The sequence below is a fragment of the Sphingomonas sp. NPDC079357 genome, from assembly GCF_044901155.1.
Classification (GTDB): Bacteria; Pseudomonadota; Alphaproteobacteria; order Sphingomonadales; family Sphingomonadaceae; genus Sphingomonas.
Genome location: NZ_JBJDOM010000002.1, coordinates 89921 through 112204, shown reverse-complemented (window position 1 = coordinate 112204; position 22284 = coordinate 89921). Strand labels below are relative to the sequence as shown.

At 66.2% G+C, this 22284-nt stretch carries 18 protein-coding genes; 8 read left to right on the top strand and 10 right to left on the bottom strand.

Annotation, left to right across the window (positions count from 1 at the left end; genetic code table 11):
• Window positions 1–48: 48 nt before the first annotated feature.
• Window positions 49–270 (bottom strand): hypothetical protein, encoded by a 222-nt coding sequence (locus ACI2JO_RS09565; protein WP_404720472.1) that lies wholly within the window; start codon window positions 268–270, stop codon window positions 49–51.
• A 91-nt stretch (window positions 271–361) separates the two neighbouring features.
• Between ACI2JO_RS09565 and ACI2JO_RS09560 the strand changes: the two genes are divergently transcribed.
• The 3 genes from ACI2JO_RS09560 to ACI2JO_RS09550 are packed head-to-tail and all read left to right on the top strand — an operon-like array spanning window position 362 to window position 2193.
• Window positions 362–691, top strand: coding sequence for a DMT family transporter (locus tag ACI2JO_RS09560; RefSeq protein ID WP_404720471.1), 330 nt, complete (start codon window positions 362–364; stop codon window positions 689–691).
• Between the two features lie 36 nt (window positions 692–727).
• Window positions 728–1108: a fluoride efflux transporter CrcB gene (gene crcB, locus ACI2JO_RS09555; protein WP_404720470.1), complete on the top strand. Its 381-nt coding sequence runs from the start codon at window positions 728–730 to the stop codon at window positions 1106–1108.
• On the top strand, window positions 1105–2193 hold the full coding sequence (locus tag ACI2JO_RS09550; protein ID WP_404720469.1) for an RluA family pseudouridine synthase: 1089 nt from the start codon (window positions 1105–1107) through the stop codon (window positions 2191–2193). The genes crcB and ACI2JO_RS09550 overlap by 4 nt, the downstream gene beginning before the upstream one ends.
• Before the next feature lie 214 nt (window positions 2194–2407).
• Here ACI2JO_RS09550 and rpsI read toward each other — a convergent pair whose 3' ends face one another.
• From rpsI to ACI2JO_RS09530, 4 genes are all read right to left on the bottom strand, one after another.
• Window positions 2408–2956, bottom strand: coding sequence for a 30S ribosomal protein S9 (gene rpsI / locus ACI2JO_RS09545; protein WP_404720468.1), 549 nt, complete (start codon window positions 2954–2956; stop codon window positions 2408–2410).
• Entirely contained in the window at window positions 2956–3435 is a 480-nt protein-coding gene (gene rplM, locus ACI2JO_RS09540) for a 50S ribosomal protein L13 (RefSeq protein ID WP_028965246.1), read from the bottom strand. The genes rpsI and rplM overlap by 1 nt, the downstream gene beginning before the upstream one ends.
• A 160-nt stretch (window positions 3436–3595) precedes the next feature.
• Entirely contained in the window at window positions 3596–4636 is a 1041-nt protein-coding gene (locus tag ACI2JO_RS09535; protein WP_404720467.1) for a COX15/CtaA family protein, read from the bottom strand.
• A gap of 39 nt (window positions 4637–4675) precedes the next feature.
• Window positions 4676–6718 carry an NAD(+) synthase gene (locus tag ACI2JO_RS09530; RefSeq protein ID WP_404720466.1) on the bottom strand — a complete coding sequence of 681 codons (2043 nt, stop codon included), beginning with the start codon at window positions 6716–6718 and terminating at the stop codon, window positions 4676–4678.
• A 217-nt stretch (window positions 6719–6935) separates the two neighbouring features.
• Between ACI2JO_RS09530 and ACI2JO_RS09525 the strand changes: the two genes are divergently transcribed.
• The 4 genes from ACI2JO_RS09525 to ACI2JO_RS09510 all read left to right on the top strand — a co-directional run bounded on the left by ACI2JO_RS09525 (window position 6936) and on the right by ACI2JO_RS09510 (window position 11319).
• The gene (locus ACI2JO_RS09525; RefSeq protein WP_404720465.1) at window positions 6936–9317 is read left to right on the top strand and encodes a PAS domain S-box protein; all 2382 of its coding nucleotides are present in this window, start codon (window positions 6936–6938) and stop codon (window positions 9315–9317) included.
• A gap of 5 nt (window positions 9318–9322) precedes the next feature.
• Complete coding sequence (locus ACI2JO_RS09520) at window positions 9323–9667, top strand: response regulator (RefSeq protein WP_404720464.1); 345 nt, start codon at window positions 9323–9325, stop codon at window positions 9665–9667.
• Window positions 9668–9755: 88 nt separating this feature from the next.
• A complete protein-coding gene (locus ACI2JO_RS09515) occupies window positions 9756–10583 on the top strand; it encodes an RcnB family protein (RefSeq protein ID WP_404720463.1) in 828 nt (275 codons plus the stop codon).
• A gap of 46 nt (window positions 10584–10629) precedes the next feature.
• Window positions 10630–11319, top strand: a complete 690-nt coding sequence (locus ACI2JO_RS09510; RefSeq protein WP_404720462.1) for a prolyl hydroxylase family protein — start codon at window positions 10630–10632, stop codon at window positions 11317–11319.
• A 91-nt stretch (window positions 11320–11410) separates the two neighbouring features.
• Here the strand turns inward: ACI2JO_RS09510 and ACI2JO_RS09505 are convergent, their stop codons facing one another.
• The gene (locus ACI2JO_RS09505) at window positions 11411–12937 is read right to left on the bottom strand and encodes a fumarate hydratase (protein WP_404720461.1); all 1527 of its coding nucleotides are present in this window, start codon (window positions 12935–12937) and stop codon (window positions 11411–11413) included.
• 326 nt (window positions 12938–13263) lie between these two features.
• Between ACI2JO_RS09505 and ACI2JO_RS09500 the strand changes: the two genes are divergently transcribed.
• Complete coding sequence (locus ACI2JO_RS09500) at window positions 13264–15195, top strand: ribonucleoside-diphosphate reductase subunit alpha (protein WP_404720460.1); 1932 nt, start codon at window positions 13264–13266, stop codon at window positions 15193–15195.
• Window positions 15196–15282: 87 nt separating this feature from the next.
• Here ACI2JO_RS09500 and uxuA read toward each other — a convergent pair whose 3' ends face one another.
• The 4 genes from uxuA to ACI2JO_RS09480 all read right to left on the bottom strand — a co-directional run bounded on the left by uxuA (window position 15283) and on the right by ACI2JO_RS09480 (window position 22237).
• Complete coding sequence (uxuA, locus tag ACI2JO_RS09495; protein WP_404720459.1) at window positions 15283–16464, bottom strand: mannonate dehydratase; 1182 nt, start codon at window positions 16462–16464, stop codon at window positions 15283–15285.
• A 76-nt stretch (window positions 16465–16540) separates the two neighbouring features.
• Window positions 16541–19195, bottom strand: a complete 2655-nt coding sequence (locus ACI2JO_RS09490) for a glycoside hydrolase family 2 TIM barrel-domain containing protein (protein WP_404720458.1) — start codon at window positions 19193–19195, stop codon at window positions 16541–16543.
• 494 nt (window positions 19196–19689) lie between these two features.
• Window positions 19690–21093 (bottom strand): carboxylesterase/lipase family protein, encoded by a 1404-nt coding sequence (locus tag ACI2JO_RS09485; protein ID WP_404720457.1) that lies wholly within the window; start codon window positions 21091–21093, stop codon window positions 19690–19692.
• Window positions 21094–21619: 526 nt separating this feature from the next.
• Window positions 21620–22237, bottom strand: a complete 618-nt coding sequence (locus ACI2JO_RS09480) for a glutathione S-transferase family protein (protein ID WP_404720456.1) — start codon at window positions 22235–22237, stop codon at window positions 21620–21622.
• Window positions 22238–22284 lie beyond the last annotated feature (47 nt).

Below are 22284 nucleotides of genomic sequence, written 5' to 3'. Positions count from 1 at the left end.
ATCGTCACCCATGATGTTTTCGCGCCACCATCGTCCTAGATCGGCCGATCAGATCAGACCACCGCCGAGCATCAGGCGCAGGCCGAAGATCAGGATCAGCACCAGATTGAGGTTCCGGCCGCTGTTGCGCGACGATAGCGCACCGATTGCGGCACCGACCACCGCGATCGGAATGACGAACCAATAGCCCCAGGCGAGGAACGGCAGAAACGGCACGATCCCGAGCAGGAGCGCGACAAGACCGATGACGATCGAAATCAGATTGAACATGTCGTAAAGATGGCCCTTGCGCCGGTGTCTTGCAAGAGCAAGACACGCGAGAGGCTCGTCAAGGGACAAGGAAGGCGCGAGAGGGCGGCACATGGCTTATCTGCTTCTGCTGGTCGCGATCGTCGCCGAAGTTACCGCCACGTCCGCGCTCAAGCAGTCGGACGGGTTTACGCGGCCCTGGCCGACGCTGGTGACCATTATCGGGTACGGGATTGCCTTTTACTTCCTGTCGCTCACGCTGCGGACGCTGCCGACCGGCGTCGCTTACGCGATCTGGTCCGGCATCGGGATCGTGCTGGTCACGGCGGTGGCATGGCTCTGGCACGGGCAGCGGCTCGACGCGGCGGCGATCGCCGGAATGGCGCTGATCGTCGCGGGCGTGCTGGTGATGAACCTTTTCTCGTCCAGCGCGCACACCTGATTTCCCTTGCGCGCTGAAACACGGTAGGGCGCGGCGATGAATTCCCTCTTTCTTGTCATGGCAGGCGGCGCGGTCGGCGCCGGCGCGCGCCATTTGACCGGGCGCACGATGGCGAAGCTACTCGGAACCGGCTGGCCGTGGGGCACGCTGACCGTCAATCTCCTCGGCGGGCTGTTGATGGGCCTGCTCGTCGGCGTGCTTGCGCGATCGGCGAACGCCAACGGTGAGACTTGGCGCCTGCTGCTCGGCGTCGGTGTCCTCGGTGGCTACACGACCTTCTCGTCCTTTGCCCTCGACGTCGTCGGCATGATCGAGCGCGGCGCGCTCGTCGCCGCGCTCGGTTATGTGCTGTTGTCCGTCATCGGTGCGATCGTCGCGCTTTTCGCCGGGCTCGCGCTCGCACGGGTGCCGGCATGAGCGACGCCGTTCGTCAGTTCACCGTCGGCTATGACGACGATGGCATCCGCGTTGATCGCTGGTTCAAGCGACATCTGCCAGACACCAGCTTCACCACCGTCGCCAAATGGGCGCGCACCGGTCAGCTGCGCGTCGATGGCGCGCGTGTCGGCCCCGGCGATCGCATCCAAGCCGGTCAGGTGCTGCGCGTGCCGCCGCCCGAGCCCGAGCGCGCCGAGGAACGCCCGAAGCGCGAACGCCCGCCGCTCAGCGAAGACGAGGCGACGTTTGCCCGCGAGCTGGTGATCCACAAGGACGCTGCCGCGCTGGTGCTCAACAAGCCGCCGGGCCTTGCGACGCAGGGCGGCACCAAGACCGTGCAACACGTCGACGGCTTGCTCGATGCGCTGCAGTACGAGGCGGAGGGCCGGCCGAAGCTCGTCCACCGACTCGACAAGGACACCTCCGGCGCGCTGCTGGTGGCGCGCAGCGCCCGCGCCGCCGCCGCTTTCGCCAAGAGCTTCTCCAGCCGCACCGCCAAGAAGGTTTACTGGGCCTTGGTGGTCGACGTACCTTCGATCGACGACGGCATGATCGAACTGCCGATCGCCAAGCAGCCCGGCACCGGCGGCGAGAAGATGCACGTCGACGAAGAGAACGGCCAACCGGCCCGCACCCGCTACCGCGTGATCGAGCGTGCCGGCAATCGTGCCTGCTGGGTTGAACTGCAGCCGTTCACCGGGCGCACGCACCAGTTGCGCGTCCATATGGCCGCAATCGGGCACCCGATCGTCGGGGATGGCAAATATGGCGGTCCGGCGGCGTTCCTGACCGGGAATATCAGCCGTAAAATGCATCTCCACGCGCGCCGCATCCGCGTCGATCATCCTGATGGCGGCGAAATCGACGTCACCGCAGAGCTCCCGACGCATTTCAGCGAAAGCCTTGCGAGCCTCGGGTTCGAGCTCATGGCAGGCGACATGATGCCGCTCGACGTCAAGCTTCCTCCGACGCGCGAGGAAAAAAAGGCGCGGGCGCGGGCGCATGCCAAGACGGTCCGCAAGGAGCGGCGAGGCGAACGGCGCGGGCGCGGCGCGACGAAGTAATCGCTGCCCGCTCGGCTCGTTATCACCTAACGTTATGCTTTCGGGCGCGATTACCGGCCACAACTAACCGTGCCACCGCGGTCGGGCACGTTGCCGATCATTCGGCCGTGCTTAAAAACGAAAGGGCGGCCCGTTGCCGGACCGCCCCTCGCACCATTGCTGGCAGATCACCTCGTCGAACAGCGCCGGCCGAGCCGGCGCCACCCGCCCGATCTTAGCGCTTCGAGAACTGGAAGCTACGACGTGCCTTGGCACGACCGTACTTCTTACGCTCGACGACGCGCGGATCGCGGGTCAGGAAGCCTGCCGCCTTCACCGGGGCGCGCAGCGCCGGCTCGTAGCGGGTGATCGCCTGGCTGATGCCGTGCTTCACCGCGCCGGCCTGACCTGACAGACCACCGCCCTTGACGGTGCAGATCACGTCATACTGACCTTCGCGCTCGGTGATCCCGAACACCTGGTTGATGACGAGACGCAGCGTCGGACGCGCGAAATAGACTTCCTGGTCACGACCGTTGATCGTGATCTTGCCCGAGCCCGGCTTCAGCCAGACGCGCGCGACAGCGTCCTTACGACGGCCGGTCGCATAGGCGCGGCCGTACTTGTCGATCTCCTGCGCACGCAACGGCGCGCGCTGCACCGGCTCCTGCACGTCGCCGGCAAGATACGCGTCGGCGGTGGTGTCGGCCTGCTCGACCACGGTCTGCTGCTGCTGCTGGAGCGCCGCACCCAGATCGGAAAGGGACTGGCGGTTGTCGGACATTATGCGCCCACCTTGTTCTTGCGGCTCATCGCCGCGATATCGAGGACTTCCGGGTTCTGCGCTTCATGCGGATGCTCGGCACCCGCGAAGATCCGCAGGTTGCGCATCTGCTGACGGCCCAGCGGACCGCGCGGGATCATGCGCTCGACAGCCTTTTCCAGCACGCGCTCGGGGAACTTGCCCTCCAGCACCTTGGCGGGCGTGATGCCCTTGATGCCGCCGGCATAGCCGGTGTGCTTGTAATAGACCTTGTCGGTCAGCTTGTTGCCGGTGAACCGCACCTTATCCGCATTGATAACGATGACATTGTCACCGCAATCGACGTGCGGGGTGAAGCTGGTCTTGTGCTTGCCGCGCAGCACGTTGGCGATCACCACCGCCGCACGACCGACCACGAGGTCGGTGGCGTCGACGATGTGCCACTTCTTTTCCACCTCGTGCGGCTTGGCCGCCTTGGTGGTCTTCATCAGCGCCTTCATGGTGCCTGGTGACCTTCATTTCGCGTCGAAAGAGAAAAACGCGCCACCCCGCCGGGTGCACGCGTCAATGGCGGCGCAATGCCGCGCAGTGACGATCCTGTCAAGGTTTCCGCGGGTTTGCTGACGGGTATTCTGATACCGGCAGCGTCGTCACCGACTATCACGCCCGACGACGGCTGACCGCATGCGCGGCGACGACCGTCGCGATCAGCAGCAGCGCGGCATTCGCCTGATGCGCCACCGCGACGACGATCTCGACCCCCGACAGCAACGTCGCGATCCCCAGGCCGATCTGGACGACGACCAGCAACACGACCGCCGCCGCGACGCGATCCGCGCGCATCTTCCGCGCCCCATACGCCAGCCAGCCCAGCGCTCCGGCCGCGACGAACGCGACCCAGCGGTGGAGGAACTGCACGACGATCGGGTTGTCGACCGCATTGCTCCACGCCGGCGCCAGCATCGGCACGTTGGCGGGGAACCACGCATCCCCCATCAGCGGCCAGCTCGAGAAGGCATAGCCGGCGTCGAGCCCGGCGGTGAGCGCACCGAGCGTGATCTGCACCGCCAGCGTCGCGATCACCAGCGCCGGCCCCTTGCGCAACGCCGCCGAACGCGCCAGAGGGTCGGCGGCAAGTGCGCTCAGGTCACGCGCGGTCCAGATGATCCCGCCGAGAATGAACAGCGCAGTCCCCAGATGCGTCGCGAGCCGCAGGTGGCTGACATCAGTGCGCACCGACAAGCCCGACGCGACCATCCACCAGCCGATCGCCCCCTGCAACCCGCCGAGCGCCAGCAGCGCGCTCAGCCGCCAGCTATAACCGCGCGGGATCTGCCGCTGCACCGCGAACCACAACAGCGGCAGCGCAAACGCCAGCCCGATCACGCGCCCGAGCAGCCGGTGCAGATATTCCCAGAAGAAGATCGCCTTGAACCCGCCGAGCGTCATGCCGCGATTGAGCTGCTGATATTCGGGAATGCGCTGATAATTGGCGAACTCGGCCTGCCACTGCGCTAGCGTCAGCGGCGGGACGATACCGCTGATCGGCTTCCATTGCGTGATCGACAGCCCGGATTCGGTGAGGCGCGTGATGCCGCCGACGACTACCATCGCCACGATCAGCGCCGCGACCCAGTAGAGCCAGCGCGCGAGCGCCGCCGGACGCGTGGAGAGCGAGAAACCCGGGCTTGCCTGTAGCATGGCGCCTTCTACGACCCGCTTATGACGAAGGGAAGCGACTTAGAGCCCTGGTCCGTTCGCCTTCAGCTCCGCCAGCCACGCCGCCGCCGTGCCGTCGGACGGTGCACGCCAGTCGCCACGCGGCGACAGTGCCCCACCTGCCGAAACCTTCGGCCCGTTCGGGATCGCCGAGCGCTTGAACTGGCTGGTCTGGAAAAAGCGAATTAGAAATCGTTCCAACCAGTTAGTGATCGTCGCGAGATCGTAGCCAGTGCGGGCGCTCTCCGGATAGCCGAGCGGCCAGCGTCCGGCGGATGCTTCGTGCCAGGCGTGCCATGCGAGAAAGGCGACCTTCGACGGCGCGAGGCCGTGGCGGATCAGGTAATGCGCGAAGAAGTCGTTGAGCGCGTACGGCCCAATCTTGCTCTCGGTGCTCTGCAACGCCTCGCCGGGAACCAATTCGGGGCTGATTTCCTGCCCCAGGATCGCCTCCAGTACCGCATCGGTCTCCGGATCATACTGGTCGGTGCCGATCGCCCAGCGGATCAGGAACTGGATGAGCGTCTTCGGGACACCGGCATTGACCGCATAGTGGCTCATCTGGTCGCCGACGCCATAGGTGCACCAGCCCAGCGCCAGCTCCGACAGGTCGCCGGTGCCGACCACCAGCCCGTCGCGCTGGTTGGCGATGCGGAACAGATAATCTGTGCGCAGCCCGGCCTGCACATTCTCGAACGTCACGTCATAGACCGGCTCGCCGCGCCCAAACGGATGCCCCATGTCCTCCAGCATCCGCGTTGCGGCGGGGCGGATGTCGATCTCCTCGGCGGTGATGCCGAGTGCGCGCATCAGCTTCCACGCATTGCCCTTCGTCCCCTCGCTGGTCGCGAAGCCGGGCATGGTGATGCCAAGGATGTCGCTGCGCGGTCGCCCGAGCCGGTCGAGCGCCTTGGCAGCGACGATCAGGGCGTGGGTGCTGTCGAGCCCGCCCGAGACGCCGATCACCAGCCGCTGCGCGCGCGCCGCGACCAACCGCTTGGCGATGCCCTCGACCTGAATGTTGAAGGCTTCGTAGCAATCCTCGTCCAGCTTGTCGGGGGTGTTGGGCACGAACGGGAAGCGACGGATCTCGCGCTTCAGCCCGACATCGGCGAAGTCGGGTTCGTGCCGGAACGCGACACGCCGGAAGCGTGTCTCGGGATGCCCGGCGAACGCGGCGGCGTCGTTGAAGGTGCCGTTGCGCAACCGCTCCTGCACCACCCGCTCGGTATCGATATCCGCGATCGTCAGCCCCGGTTCGTGCGCGAACCGCTCGGACGTTGCGAGCAGCTCGCCCAACTCATGGACGCTGCCCTGCCCGTCCCACGCCAGATCGGTGGTGCTCTCGCCCGGCCCAGCGGCGGAATAGACATAGGCGCACATCGCGCGCGCCGACTGCGCCGCCGACAGCATCATCCGCTCGCGCGACTTGCCGATCACGACATTCGACGCCGACAGATTGGCGCAGATCAGCGCCCCCGCCAGCGCACCCTGCGTCGACGGCGGGGTCGGTGCCCAATAGTCCTCGCAAATCTCGGCATGGATCACGAAGTTCGGCAGGTCGTCGGCGGCGAAGATCAGGTCGGTCCCGAACGGCACCACCTCACCATCAATCATGATCGTCAGACCGGTCAGCCCCGCCCCGCTGGCGAACCAGCGCTTTTCGTAATATTCGCGGTAATTGGGCAGAAAGGTCTTGGGCACCACCCCCAGCACGCGCCCGCGCGCAACCGCGAGCGCGCAATTATAGAGCCGCCCCGCCCGCTCCAGCGCCGCGCCGACCAACAACACCGGGCGCAGTGCCGTACTGGCGGCGACCACCGCCGCGATCGCCTCCCGCGTCGCGCGCTGCAACGCCGATTGCAGATGCAGGTCGTCGATCGCGTAACTGCTCAGGTTCAGCTCCGGGTAGACGACGAGATCGACCCCGGCGTCGTGCGCGGTGCGCGCGATGGCGATTGCCCCCTCGGCGTTGGCGGCTGGGTCCCCGACGGTAGCGATCGGGGTGGCGGCGGCGACACGCACCATCCCATGGCGATGCAGCGAGCGGAAGGCTGGGTTCATGCCGGTCAAATACTGGGCCGGGGCCGACTTTGCCAACTATTCGCGATGCCGCGCCTAAGCTACATCAGGAAGGATGACACCTCGTGCTCCCAGCCCGGATCGTGACCGGCAACCCTTTGCAAGGGGTGGAGAAATCGGGAAGCTGCTCCGAGCGACCGATTGGTCGGATACGGCGCTGGGCCCGATCGAGGCGTGGCCGGCACCATTGCGTCTTGCGTTGGAACTGCTGTTGCCGGCGGGCGCGCAGATGCTGCTGATATGGGGGCCGGAACGGCGCGTCTTCTACAACGATGCCTACGCTACGATCCTGGCCGAGCGCCATCCCGCGGCATTGGGTCAGCCGGCCGACCGGCGGTGGTATCGCGCGTGGGACGAAGTCGCGCCGATGGTCGAGCGCGTCTTCGCGACGGCGGAAACGCTGGCGATCGGCAATCGCCGGTTCGACTTCGTCGCGGATGGACGACCAAGCACACTGCACATCGACATGTCGCTCTCCGCGGTCATGCTGGAGGATGACACGGTCGGCGGGGTGCTGGGCGTCATCTCCGACGTTACCGAGCGGGTACGCACCATTGAATCGGCGACGCGCGAGCGCCAGCGACTTCATCAGATGTTCGATCAGACGCCCGGCTTCATCGCAGTGTTGCGGGGATCCGATTATGTCATCGAACTCGCCAATGCCACCTACCGGAGGATGACCGGCGAGCGCGACTTGGTCGGCCGCCGCTATGCCGATGCGCTGCCGGAGGTGGCCGCGACCGGCTTCCTCGAGCGGCTGGACGAGGTGCGCCACACGCGCGAACCCTATCGTGCCGTCGACCGGCCGGTGCGATTGCCTACCGCAACCTCGGGTGAGCTACGCGACTTCTGGATCGACTTCATCTGCCAGCCGATCACCGACGAAAAGGGCGACGTCACCGCGATTTTCATCGAAGGCATCGATCGCACCGACCGCCACCGCGCGCGCGAGGCGCTGGCCCGGGGCCGCGCATCGCTCGAACAGGCGACCGAGGCAGGAGAGATCGCCACCTGGGACTATGATGTCCGTCACGACCGTTTCGCCTGCTCTCCGCTGGGCATGTTGCTGTACGGACTTCCGGCCGGCAGCCAGCCGCTGACACGCGAGGCATTCCGGTCACTGGTCGAGCCCGACGACCTGCCGATGTTGCAAGACGCGTTCCCGCCCGTCGTCGACCCGGCCGTGCGCGGGCCGCTCGACGTCGAATATCGGGTTGCGTACAGCCGGATCGGTGAGGTTCGCTGGCTGTCGGTACGCGGGCGCGGCATCTTCGAGGGCGACACCTGCATGCGGGTGGTCGGAACGATCAGCGACATCACCGCGCGCAAGTTGCAGACCGAGGCATGGCGCGAGAGCGAGGCGCGCTTCCGCACGCTGGCCGACAGCCTGCCCGCGCTGGTGTGGATGACCGATCCGTCCGGTCACGTTACTTTCGCCAACCGCGGATTCGAGACGATCCTGGGGGTAGCGCCCGACCTGGTCGGCGAGCGCGGCTGGGCCAGCCTGCTGCGTCCCGATCGCAGGGAGGCTGCACTGGCAGCGCGGGAGGGGTGGTTCGCGCGGCCACGGATGCTGAGCGGCGAACATCCGCTGCTGAAGCATGACGGCACGACCCGCTGGATGCATATCGAGGCCCGCCCGCGCTTCATCGGCGAAATGTTTCAGGGCTATACGGCCTGCGCGATCGACGTCACCGATACGCACCTCGCGGGCGAGCGGCTGGAGGCGCGCGTTGCGGATCGCACCGCCGAACTGACCGAGCAGATCGCCGAGCGCGAGCGGGTCGAGGAAACGCTTCATCAAATGCAGCGGCTGGAAGCGATCGGCCAGCTCACCTCGGGTGTGGCGCACGACTTCAACAATCTGCTGACCGTGATCCTCGGCAACGTCGATTCGCTGGCTGCGGCGGGGAAGCGCGGGATGATCGATCCCCGGCTGGAATCCCGGCTCGAGCAGGTCCGCATCGCCGCCGAGCGTGGTGCGGCCCTGACCGCGCAACTGCTGGCCTTCTCACGCCGTCAGCGACTGGAGGCCAAGGTCGTCGATCTGAACAATACCGTCACCGGGCTGCTGGACCTCCTCGGCGGCACGCTGGGGCGGGACATCGCAATCGAAACGCGGACAGCGCCAGGCATCTGGCCTGCGTTGGTCGACGCAACGCAGATGGAGCTAATCATTCTCAACCTGGCGATCAACGCGCGCGATGCGATGCCGGACGGCGGCACATTGGTGCTGTCGGTCGAGAATGCCACGCTGGAACGCACAGAGCGCGCCGAAGAGCCGCCGCCGGGCGACTATGTTCGCGTCGCGGTGGCGGATACCGGCTCCGGCATGTCCGAGGCGGTACTGGCGCGCGCATTCGAGCCCTTCTTCACCACAAAGGAGGTCGGCAAGGGGTCGGGGCTCGGCTTGGCGCAGGTGTTCGGCTTCGCCAAGCAGTCGGGCGGCGGGGTGCGGATCGACAGCACGCCGGGCGTCGGCACCACCGTCAGCGTGTATGTCCCGCGGGCCGCAAACGCAGCCGATCCGGCGCCCGAGCCCCCCCCGCCCCCGTTGCGATCGAACCGCTGGACGGCGTGACAATCATGGTGCTCGACGACGACGATCGCGTGCGTCAGGTCGCGGTCGAGGCGCTGCGTGAGGCGGGTTGCCGGGTGGTGGAGGCCGGCGATGGCGAGGCGGCGCTGGAGGCGTTGCTGCACGAGCCCGCGATCCGGCTGGTCATCACTGATATCGCGATGCCGGGCATGACCGGCATCCAGTTCGCCCGGCGCGTGCAGGATCTGCCGCGCCATATCGAGTTGTTGTTCGTGACCGGCCATGCCGATCCGTCCGACATGGAGGGTGTCAGCGAGGATCGGCTGATCCGCAAACCCTATCCGCGACGCCTGCTGCTGGAGCGCGTGCGCGCGGTTCTCGCCGAAGCGTGAGCGCCGGCTTTCAATCGGCTGCACGACCGGTTCAGTCATCGTTGTCGCGCGCCGGGGCAGACAGCGGACATGTTGGTTGGAGGATGCGATGTTGAAGGCGTTGGTGGCGGGCTTGTTGTCGATGACGGCGCTGGCGCCGCCGGCGATCGCGCAGCAGCGGGACGAGCGGTCGATGGACCGAGGCGAGTGGCGGCGCGGGCGCGCGGAGCGTCCCATGCCGCCACCGGGCTCACCCGAACGCCCCGCGCGGGTCGCCGACGCACCCCGGCCACCGGAGGCCGCGCCGCCGCGCTGGGAGCGTCAGGGTGGCGACGAACGGCGCGACTCGCCCCGCTGGGCCCGCGGAGACGAGCCGGGCGCACCGCGCGCTGATGGCGCCTCACGTCCGCCCGCGCCCGATGGCGACTGGCGGAGCGCACGCGCGCCCGATGCGCCGCGTGGTGACTGGCGGCGCGACCGCGACGTGCAGGACCGCCGCGAAGACTGGCGCGGACCCGCCCGCGTCGCGCCCGATCGCAGCTGGAGTGCCGAGCCGGGGCTTCGTCGTTACGATCGCCGCGCTGCGCCGCCGCCGGCCGCGGTCTGGCGATCGGAGCGTGACGGTCGCTGGGATCGCGGCTGGCGTCGCGAACCGCAATATGACTGGAACCGCTATCGGAGCGAACGGCGCTCGGCGTTTCGTCTGCCGCGCTATTACGCGCCGTACGGCTGGAACAGCGGGTATCGGCGCTTCGATATCGGCTTTGCGCTCGCCCCGGTGCTCTACACGCCGCGCTACTGGATCTACGATCCCTATACGTACCGGCTGCCGTATGCCGAGGAGCCGTATCGCTGGGTGCGCTATTACGACGATGCGCTGCTGGTCGATATCGAGGACGGAACGGTGGTGGACGTGATCCACGGCATCTTTGAATAAGCGTGGTGGCTTGAAAGTCGCGAGGCCGGGCGACACAGGTGCGGGCATGTCGCTCGCCACCACCCCGCCCGGCCAACCCTCCGCCGTTCGTGCCCGACAGGGCGCGGCAGTGGCGGCGCGGCTCGATTCCGACCCGCGGATGCAGCGCCTGCCCAGCGACACGGTCGCGGCGTGGCGCTGCCCCGATTTTCTCGACGCCGCCAATTGCGACTGGCTGGTGCAGGTGATCGACGGCAATCGCCGCCCCTCGACGCTGTTCAGCGACCGCGGCGGCCCCGCGAGCCGCACCAGCGACAGTTGCGACATGGACCGTAACGCCGACGGCATCCGCCAGATCGACGAATATATCGCCGCCTCGCTCGGCATCGCGCCCGAATTCGGCGAGACGATGCAGGGGCAGCGCTACGCCCCCGGCCAGCTGTTCCGCGCGCACCACGACTATTTCCACGAGGCCGAAAGCTACTGGCCGGCGATGCGCGAGAATGGCGGGCAGCGCACCTTCACCGCGATGATCTACCTCAACGATGTCGAGGAGGGCGGTGCGACGTGGTTTCCCAAGGGCGGCCTGCGCGTCGCGCCGCGCAAGGGGATGTTGCTGGCGTGGAACAACATGAACCCCGACGGCAGCCCGAACACCGCCACGCTGCACGAGGGGATGGCGGTGCTGGAGGGCACCAAATACATCATCACCAAGTGGTTTCGCGAGGAATCCTGGGGCCGCAAGCCGCGGGCCTGACCTCATCGTCCCGGACCTTTATCCGGGACCCCGCTTCTTCTCTCCCACGCGACGGCAGAAAGCGGGACCGCGGATCAAGTCCGCGGTGACGTCAGTTGGCGGGCACCAGCAATCCCTCACGCGCGATCTTCTCGCGCCACACCAGCGGCGCGAGCTGGTGGACGTTGTTGCCCTCGGCATCGACCGCCACCGTCACCGGGAAGTCGGACACCTCGAACTCGTAGATCGCCTCCATCCCGAGATCCGCGAACCCGACGACCTTGCTGCCCTTGATCGCGCGCGCGACCAGATAGGCCGCGCCGCCGACCGCCATCAGATAGGCGCTCTTCGCATCACGGATCGCGTCGGTCGCAGCTGGCCCGCGCTCGGCCTTGCCGACCATCGCGAGCAGGCCCTGATCGAGCATCATCCGCGTGAACTTGTCCATCCGCGTCGCGGTGGTCGGACCCGCCGGCCCCACCACTTCCTCACCGACCGGATCGACCGGCCCGACATAATAAATCACGCGGCCCTTGAACTCGACCGGCAGTTCCTCGCCCTTCGCCAGCATGTCGGCGATCCGCTTGTGCGCGGCGTCGCGGCCGGTCAGCATCTTGCCGTTAAGCAGCAGCCGGTCACCCTGCTTCCACGACTGCACCACCTCGGGCGTCAGCGTGTCGAGATCGACGCGGATCGCGGCCTTGTCGGGGGTCCAGTTGACGTCCGGCCATTCCGCCAGCTTCGGCGCCTCGAGGAACGCCGGCCCCGAACCGTCGAGCGTGAAATGCGCGTGGCGGGTCGCGGCGCAATTCGGGATCATCGCCACCGGCTTGCCCGCGGCATGGCACGGCGCGTCCTTGATCTTGACGTCGAGGATCGTCGATAGTCCGCCCAGTCCCTGCGCACCGATGCCGAGCGCATTGACCTTGTCGAAGATCTCGATGCGCAGCGCCTCGATATCGTTCCGCGGTCCGCGCGCCTTGAGCGGACCCATGTCGATCGGCTCCATCAGCGCCTGCTTGGCGAGCAGCACGCAATGTTCGGCGGTGCCGCCGATGCCGATGCCGAGCATCCCCGGCGGGCACCAGCCGGCGCCCATCTGCGGCAACATCTCGACCACCCAGTCGACGATCGAGTCGCTGGGGTTCATCATCTTGAACTTCGACTTGTTCTCGCTGCCGCCGCCCTTGGCCGCGACATCGACCGATACCGTACTGCCCGGCACCATCTCGACGTGCAGCACGCACGGCGTATTGTCCTTGGTGTTGCGACGCGTGAACGCCGGGTCGGCGAGCACCGAGGCGCGCAGCTTGTTCTCCGGGTGCAGGTACGCGCGCCGCACGCCCTCATCGACGACTTCCTGCATCGAGCGGCTGTTGTCGTCGAGCCGGCAGTCCATGCCCCATTTGACGAAGACGTTGACGATCCCGGTGTCCTGGCAGATCGGGCGATGCCCTTCCGCACACATCCGGCTATTGGTCAGGATCTGCGCGATCGCATCCTTGGCGGCGGGCGATTGCTCCGCCTCATAGGCGGTGCCCAGCGCGCGGATATAATCCATCGGGTGATAGTAGCTGATGAACTGGAGCGCGTCGGCGACGCTCTCGATCAGGTCGGCGGTACGGATCACAATCGTCATGGCGACGCTCTATAAGCGCGCTCGTCGCGCGGCAACAGCGCCACGATTCGATATGCCGCGCGCCGCGCGGGGCGAAAAAAAATTTGTCCGCTTGCGCTTTCTGGAAACGGCGGAAGTCCGCGCGTCGCAGCCATGGAGCAGCCGCACGACCGCTGCGCAGGTGTTGCACAAGCGCTGCATCTGCCACAATCTGTAGAGGTAGCGGCCGGGCAACGGCGCTATCCGTGGTAAAGAAGCGGTACCCGCTCCCCACCGGCGACCTGCCCGGCTTCAAGGTTTCGAATAGCCGATCCAGACGGATCGCACACTGACAGGCGGGCGAGAGCATGAACTTCACGACCACGGACGCCGAGGCGATGAGCGCAGATATGATCGAAGCAATGACGGCGACGGCGACAGCCGATGCGTCCGCGACCGAGCAGGCGATCGCCAAGCATGGCGCGCGCACCGCGCCCTTTCCGCTCGACGTCGACCACAGCCGCGATGCGCTGCTGACCGATTTCGGCAAGGAGACGCTCAAGGACCGCTACCTCCTGCCCGGCGAGAGCTATCAGGACCTCTTCGTTCGTGTCGCCAGCGCCTATGCCGACGATCAGGCACATGCGCAGCGGCTGTACGATTACATCTCGAAATTGTGGTTCATGCCGGCGACCCCCGTGCTGTCGAACGGCGGCACCGGGCGCGGGCTGCCGATCTCCTGCTATCTCAACTCGGTTCCCGACAGCCTCGACGGCATCGTCAAGACGTGGAACGAGAACGTCTGGCTCGCCTCGCGCGGCGGCGGGATCGGCACCTATTGGGGCAACGTCCGCGGGATCGGCGAGCCGGTCGGGCTCAACGGCAAGACCAGCGGAATCATCCCGTTCGTCCGCGTCATGGATTCGCTGACGCTCGCGATCAGCCAGGGTTCGCTGCGCCGCGGCTCGGCGGCCTGCTATCTCGACATCTCGCACCCGGAGATCGAGGAATTCCTCGAAATCCGCAAACCGTCGGGCGATTTCAACCGCAAGGCGCTGAACCTCCACCACGGCGTGCTGATCCCCGACGCCTTCATGGAAGCGGTGCGCGACGGCGCCGAATGGCACCTCAAGTCGCCCAAGGACGGTTCGGTCCGCGCGACCGTTGACGCGCGCGCGCTGTTCCAGAAGCTGGTCGAGACCCGCCTCGCCACCGGCGAGCCGTACATCGTCTTTGCCGACCATGTGAACTCGACGATGCCCAAGCATCACCGCGAGCTGGGTCTCAAGGTCTCGACCTCGAACCTGTGCAGCGAGATCACGCTGCCGACCGGTACCGACCATCTCGGCAACGACCGGACCGCGGTCTGCTGCCTGTCGTCGCTCAATCTCGAGACGTGGGACCAGTGGAAGGACGAGAAGGGCTTCGTCGAGGACGTGATGCGCTTCCTCGACAACGTCCTGCAGGATTATATCGACCGCCACGAACCCGGCATGGAGCGCGCGGCCTATAGCGCGGCGCGCGAGCGTTCGGTGGGCCTGGGCGTGATGGGCTTCCACTCATTCCTGCAAGCGCGCGGGCTGCCGTTCGAGGGCGCGATGGCTAAGAGCTGGAATCTGCGCATGTTCAAGCAGATCAACGCGCAAGTGAACGAGGCGTCGATGGTGCTCGCGCACGAGCGTGGGCCGTGCCCCGACGCCGCCGACGTCGGCGTGATGGAGCGGTTCAGCTGCAAGATGGCGATCGCGCCGACCGCGTCGATCTCGATCATCTGCGGCGGTACCAGCGCGTGCATCGAGCCGATCCCGGCCAATATCTACACCCACAAGACGCTGTCGGGCAGCTTCGCGGTCAAGAACCCGTATCTGGAAAAGCTGCTCAGCGAAAAGAGCAAGAACGCCGAGGCGGTGTGGAACTCGATCCTCGAACACGGCGGATCGGTGCAGCACCTCGACTTTCTCTCGCAGGAGGAAAAGGACTGCTACAAGACCTCGTTCGAAATCGACCAGCGCTGGCTGCTCGAACTCGCCGGTGACCGTACGCCGTACATCGATCAGGCGCAGTCGCTGAACCTGTTCATTCCGGCCGACGTCGAGAAGTGGGATCTGCTGATGCTCCACTTCCGCGCGTGGGAGCTGGGGATCAAGTCGCTCTATTATCTCCGCTCCAAGTCGGTGCAGCGCGCCGGCTTCGCGGGGTCGGAAGGATCGGGCGGCGTCGAGGCCGACAACACGATCGCCACGCCGAAATTCTCGATTGGCGAGACAACCGACTACGACGAGTGCCTCGCCTGTCAGTGATCGACTAAACGACCATGGCCGGTGCGGGCGGGCGGGCGGCACGCTCGCCCGGCAGCGGAAACGCCGACCGCGATCGGCGTCGCCACGCTAGTCCGCGGCGCGCCCTTCCATACCACCGGTGAAGGCGATGCCGCGTTCAAGCCCTCGCAATTCGGCCAGCCCGCGCATCCGGCCAAGCAAGGAATAGCCGGGGTTGGTTTTCCGGTGGAGATCGTCGAGCATCTGGTGCCCGTGATCGGGACGCATCGGGATGCTGCGGCGCTCCCGCAGCGACAGACGGTGCACTGCCGCGACGACCGCAGCCATGTCGGCATCACCACCCAGATGCTCCGCCTCGTGGAACGCGCCCTCCGGTTCGCGCTGGACCGAGCGCAGGTGGAGAAAACCGATTCGGCTGCCCAGCCGGTCGACCATTCCGGGCAGGTCATTATCGGCGCGCACCCCGAACGACCCGGTGCACATGCACAGACCGTTCGAGCGGTTGGGAACGCGGGCGAACAGGTCGGCAACGTCCGCCTCGGTGCTGACGATGCGCGGCAGCCCGAAAATAGGAAATGGTGGATCGTCGGGATGCACGACCAGACGAAGGCCCAGATCGTCCGCCAACGGGCAGACCGCCTCCAGGAAGGCGACATGATGGTCGCGTAGCTTGGCCGCGTCGATTCCGGCGTAGGTGCCGATCGCAGCGAGGAACTGAGCCGAAGTAAAGCCCTCCTCGCTTCCCGGAAGGCCGGCGATGATCGTACGCTCCAGCACCGCGCGCGCCGCTTCGTCCATCGTCGCGTAGCGTGCCTCCGCCGCCGCCTGCGTCGCCGCGTCATAGCTTTCCGCCGCGCCCGGTCGGCGCAGGACGAACAGGTCATAGGCCGCGACAGCGATCGCCTCGAACCGCAGCGCGCGGGTGCCGTCGGGTAGTTCCCACGCCAGATCGGTGCGCGTCCAATCCAGCAGCGGCATGAAATTGTACGTCACGACCTCGATCCCGCACGCAGCGAGGTTGATGAGCGACTGACGATAATGATCGATCAGCCGATCCCAGTGAGGGGAACGTGTCTTGATCCCTTCGTCGACGGGCAGGCTCTCCACCACGCGCCAGTCGAGCCCCGCCGCCTCGATCTCTGCCTTCCGTGCGGCGATCGCCTCGCGGGTCCAGAGCGTGCCGTTCGGAACTTCGTGGAGCGCGGTGACGATCCCCGTCGCGCCCGCCTGCCGAATATGATGCAGCTGGACCGGATCGTTCGGCCCGAACCACCGCATCGTCTGCGTCATCAACACGTTACTGACCTTCCTGTTTTGTTCGTCCGACGCGCGGCGACGTGCGTGACGCCACTGCAAGCGCGACGGGTCATCGCGTGATCTCGATACCCGACACGATCGCGTCCCCTTGCACCGGCACGAATGCCAGCCGCAGCCGGCCGTCCGAAACCTGGATCGGGATGCGGCGCGTCACCGCCTTCAGCGGTCCGCCTGCCGCCGCCGCGACGTCGAGCGCCGGCAGGACACGCTTGCCGTTTGCAAGCACGTCAAAGCGGCGCGCTCCCGCCGTCAACGATGGTTCCACGAAGGTCAACGCGACCGAATAGCGTCCATTGGCGACCGGCACGTCGTACGAGAAGCGCCCTTCGCGGTACGTCCCGACCACCTCGCCTTCGCTCGTGCCAGCGACGACCTTCGGCGCAGGGCGCGGGCCATAGCCCGACCAGGCATTGACCTGCCCCGCCCTGCCACCGTCGAAAAAATCGTCGGAGCCGTATCGCTTGCCGGCCGCATCGGCAGCGACCAGCGCGCCACTGTCGATGCGGATCGCGCGGAGCGCCTCGGGCGCCAGTTGCCAGATCGCCGTGTCTTCCTGCGCGCCGTCCGGAAAAAGGCCGCGCGCGACGACCCGGTTGGCCCCCGCGCTCAGCGCCACCTTCGGCCAGACGCACGTCATTTGCGGACAGGCCGACATTGTGCCGACGAGGCGGTCATTGACTCGCAATTCGGTGCGCGGGGCATTCGAATAGACCCGCACGTCGGTGGCCGGATAGGCACGGTCAGTATAGCGACTGCCGTTCACGTGCACCGTCGGCGCGGCGTTCCAGTTCGCCTTGTAGAAATGAGAGACGTCCTTCCGGATCTTGCGATCGTAGGTGACCAGGCCCTTGGTGTTGATGTCGATCCCGTCACCCTCGCGACGCACGGTCGTGGCAAAGTCGAACGAGTTCCACAGCCATGTACCCCACAGATATGGCTTCGCGGCGAGCGTCTGCCAGGCCTGTTCGTGGATGTAGCTCTCATATTCCTCGGGCTGGTTGCGCCCGCGCTGATCGACACGCCCGCCCAGCGGGTTGTCGGTGTGGATCGTCGTCGCCCCGCCCGCGCCATATTCGGTCACCGACAACGGCTGTGCAGGGCGCCTGGCATGAAGTTCGTCGAGGTGCGGCCCAAGGTCGGCGGGCGTACCGAAATACCAGCCGAAATAGCGGTTCGCGCCACCAAGGTCGGCAGCAACCGCGGTGATCGGCACCGCCGACGTCGGTCCGATGTCGCGCTCGCAACAAGTGGCGAGCGCGGTTGGCCGTGACGGATCTTCCGCCTTGGCGACCATATCGAGCTCCCGCAGCAGCGGCAGCGGATCAGGGGCCTCCCCACTCCTGGCGGTGATGAAAGCCGGGATCGACTTGCCGAAATCGACCTCGTTCGCGATGCCCCAGCTCGCCACCGACGGATGATTGCCGTTCTGCCGGATCAGCTCGCGCAATTGCTGCCGCGCATTCTCGCGCAGCGCCGGGCTCGCGGCCATCGCTTCGCCCTGCGTCCATTTCGATACCAGCGGGATCTCGTCCCACAGGACGAAGCCGTAGCGATCGGCGAGATCGTGGATCGTTTGCCCATGCTGGTAATGCGTGAGCCGGACCGAGTTGACCCCCATGTCGCGCATTATCGCGACATCCTGTTCGATCTCGGCGGGCGTGGTGGCCCAGCCCCTGCCCTCGCGATCCTGATGATAGCCGACGCCGTGCAGGTGCAAGGGCCGGCCGTTGAGCAGGAAGCCACGCACCGGATCGGCGCGCATCGTACGGATGCCGAACGGCTGTTCGACCCGATCGAACACCGCGCCCGACGTTGACGCGATCTCGACGACAAGGCGGTGCAGATAGGGATCGGCGACACCGTTCCACAGGTGCGGATTCGCGATCGTGAGCCGCTGCGTCGTCTCGGCCGCACCGCCACCGTTCAGCGTCACCGGACGCGCGTCGGTTGCGACCGTCTTGCCGCTCGCATCGACCAGCCGCACGACAATCTGCCCGGCCTGCTTGCGCTGCCCGTCGTTGCGGGTCCGCACCCGCACGTCGATCTTCGCTTGTGCCCCATCGATCGAGCGCGTCGTTGCCAAGATGCCGCTTCCACCCGCATCGAGCATGTCGATGTGCATGGCGGCGGTGCCGATCAGGCTGACGGGACGATACAAGCCACCATGAACGAAGAAATCGCCGGCGAGCGGGAGGACGTCGGCGGTCGAGCTGCCCAAGTCGGGCTGCGTGTTGTCGACCTTGACGAGCAGCACATTGGACTGACCGGCGCGCAGCGCGCTGCTCGCGTCGAGACGGAACCGCGAAAAGCCACCGCGGTGCACACCCAGCCGCTGCCCGTTGAGCCATACCTCGGCGGTGCGGCTGGCCGCATCGAACTGCAACCACGCGCGTCGCTTGTCGAAGTCAGCCGCCGGCGTGAAGGTCAGGCGGTACCAGCTGACCCCCTGATATTTGTCGATCGTGTCGGCGCGATTTATATGATCTTGCGGGTTTGGAACGTAATAGCCGACGCGGTTCCAGCTATGGGGAATGGCAACCTTTTCCCACTTACGGTCCGGCGCGTGGCTGACCTCGTCGAGCGTCGCATCGCCACGGCTGAATTCCCAGCCCTGTGCCAGCGGCACCAAAGAACGATCAGCTTGCGCGATGGCTGGCGTCGCCACCAGCATGGCCAGCGCGGTCGACCCGGTCCGAAGCCTCATCTCTCTCTCCCTCGCCTGACGCTACTCCCCAAAAATCGGCCTGACCAGTTATTATCGAGATGGCAGCCGCACATCTTGGCAAGTCGAGACGGAACGGTCGCAAGATGGTGACTTACCAGGACTGTCAGCGGCCCACATCGTCATTTTTGCTGCTGCGCCGATCACCGCCTCGCCATTTGGTAAGGCAGCTTCGGCTACAAACAGACGCGACGATGCTCGAGTGATGCGCAGCATCGCCGGAATGGCAGTGCGTGAACCGGACGCCGCAGATGGCCCAATTCGCTCCATGGTCGGACAGCTGTCCCGTCCTGCGCGATAAAATGCACCGTCCGTCGATCGGCTCCTCGACCATTCACGTGTCGTCCGCCGCTGAACGCGTTAGCCAAGAGCCAGCACGCGCTCCAAAGACGTCAAGCCGGTTAGCGCGGGACGGCCCGATGACGCCGCAACGATCGACCTCCGATCGCTGCGGCCGTCATCAGGCCACACGCATGTCACTGACCCGGCGCATCGGCCCGCTGTGACGCCGTCCCGTCGACCGTGAAGTCCATCATCATCGCGGTCTTTTGATCGTATCGCCTCCAAATCGGCAGTCCGTCGCCGTTCGGATCTCCCGACGTGGCGAAATTGACCAGATACGCACTGATGGCCCGCCCTATGGCATCGTCGCGGGCGGTTGTCGCGGCGCCGTATTTGACGCGCTGGGTATCGAAGAAGAACGGGATATCTGTGGCATGGCCTGCACCACCGCCCGCCGGCACCGAATTCGCGACGTAGGAGAAGCGATAATAATAGGTCGGCGCCCCCGCCGCCGCGATCATGCCGGCAAGTTTGCGGGCTCCGCCGATCATCATGCCGTCCGGGCCGCCGATATCGGCGCTCGTGGCACCGATCATGATGGGAACGTGCGGGAACCGCCCGCTCCGGTACGTGGTGGCGACGGGGAACGATATCTGGCCGTCGGCATACGGGCTGGCAAAGGAGCGCGGCGCGCTTCCACCCGAAAACAGCGCACGCATGTTCAGGCCATCGACCACCTGATCGGTCGTGAGCGCCCGCAATTTGGCTGCGGCCTGCGGATCGTCAGGCCGAATCCCCCGCGATGCCGCGAAGGCCAGGCTGGCCTGTTCGGCGGCGCCGCGATCGGCGGGGCCGGATTCACCATCACCGCCCGACATGATGACGGCGCGTTGGAACAGGCCCTTCGTCACGGGCGAGGTCACGAGGGTGTTGACCGACATGCCCCCGGCGCTTTCGCCGACGATCGTCACGTTCTGCGGGTCGCCCCCGAAGACTGCGGCATTGGCACGCACCCAGCGCAGCGCGGCCAGTTGATCCATGTAGCCGAAGTTGCCGCTGGTCGGTGCCCCCGCCTCACGATCGAGCGCCGGATGGACAAACGTCCCGAGCCGCCCGACCCGGTAATTGAAGCTGACGACCATTACCCCTTGCCGCGCAAGATGCGCGCCGGCGTATGTCTTGGCCGATGATCCGCCGTTTACGAACCCGCCGCCATAGATCCAGACGATGACGGGCAATCGGGCGCGCGCCGCCTGCGGCCGCCAGACGTTCACGACCAGACAGTCTTCCGACGGATCGGTGCCGAGCGGTGCCGCATCGCTGGGAAATGGTTGCTGTGCACAGTCGTGGCCGTACCGCGTCGCATCGCGCACGCCCGACCAGCGTGCGACGGGCTGTGGTGCCCGCCAGCGATGGGCACCGACCGGCGGCGCGGCGAACGGTATGCCGAGCCACTGGTTCACCCCGTCAGCGACAGCGCCGCGTACGGGCCCTGACGCGGTGACAACGACTGGCGCCTCTTCGGCGGCAAAGGCCGTCGCCGGGATCGTAAGCGAAGCCGATACCGCGACCATCAGGGCGAAACGCACAACCGTCATCACTATCCTTCCAGATGCGACGATCGCCGCCCCTCACCTGTTACATCTCTTAATCAATCGCTTATTAGTATCCAGCTTTTTGGCCCGACGCTCCCGCGACGGCAAGACTGACACGCGATCGGAGTTGGGCTTTTTGCCCGGCGCGATGATCGTACTCAGCCTCACGTCGTGGCAATGAGCGGCGCGGCGGCCTGAACCGTCAAAGGCAAAGGTGTTCGCGTCCTTGCGCGAAGCTCTGAAATGCTGTGCCCGTTCCGACGGCGATTGCCGAGTTCATCGGGCGTGCAACCGCAAATGGCAACGCCCCGCGTACAGGCTAGGTCATAATCTAGGCAGATGGCTGGGGCGGCAGGATTCCCATCCCAGCAAAGCTGCTCGCTAAGTACTTGATCCCACTAGCGCGCAGGTACCGCCTGCACACACCATTGCTACAATGCATTGGCACAGTTTTCAATCGTGATTTAGCCGGGCTTTATAGGCGCTTAAAGGAAACCTGTTCGTATAGTCGGGCGACCAACAACTAGTGTCAGTCAATGGCCAGCCTGTTGCGCTTCATCACGGTCGCCAACCTCGGGTCCCGCCGCGTCAGCCGGGCGGCGGCGAACAGCCGTGGTGTGTTCTTGGCGAACCATTCGCGGCGCGGACGCCAGTCGATCATCACCGCCGCGTAGCAATCCAGGGCACACGGTTGCTCGCCCAGCAGATAGGGTCCGACTACCTGATCCTCGAGCCATCGGTAGAGGCGCTCGCGATAGGCACTGGTGGCGGCGACAAGTTCGTTCTGCGCAGAGGGCGTCCAGCGCTCCGGGTAATCGCCGTAGGTGAAGGTCGGATAGACGTTCGCCACGATCCAGATCAGCAGGCGCAGGAAGCGGCGATGCTCGACCGTTCCGGGTGCCGGCGCCAGCTCCGCATGCCGATCCGCCAGCCACAGCGCGATCGCGGCGGTCTCGGTCAGCACCTCGCCGTCGTCCAGCACGAGGGTGGGAACCTGTCGCAACGGATTGACGGCGGCGAGCCTGTCGTGGGCCGCACCCGGACGATCGAAGCCCTCGACATCGACGATGTCGTAGGGCGCGCCGACCAGCGCGAGCATCGCCTCCACGATCGCCGATCCCCAACCCGGTGTGCCGTACAGCCGCATGTCGCCCCGCGCCTTCCTGTCTCCAGCGGACCAACGTCTCCGGCCAG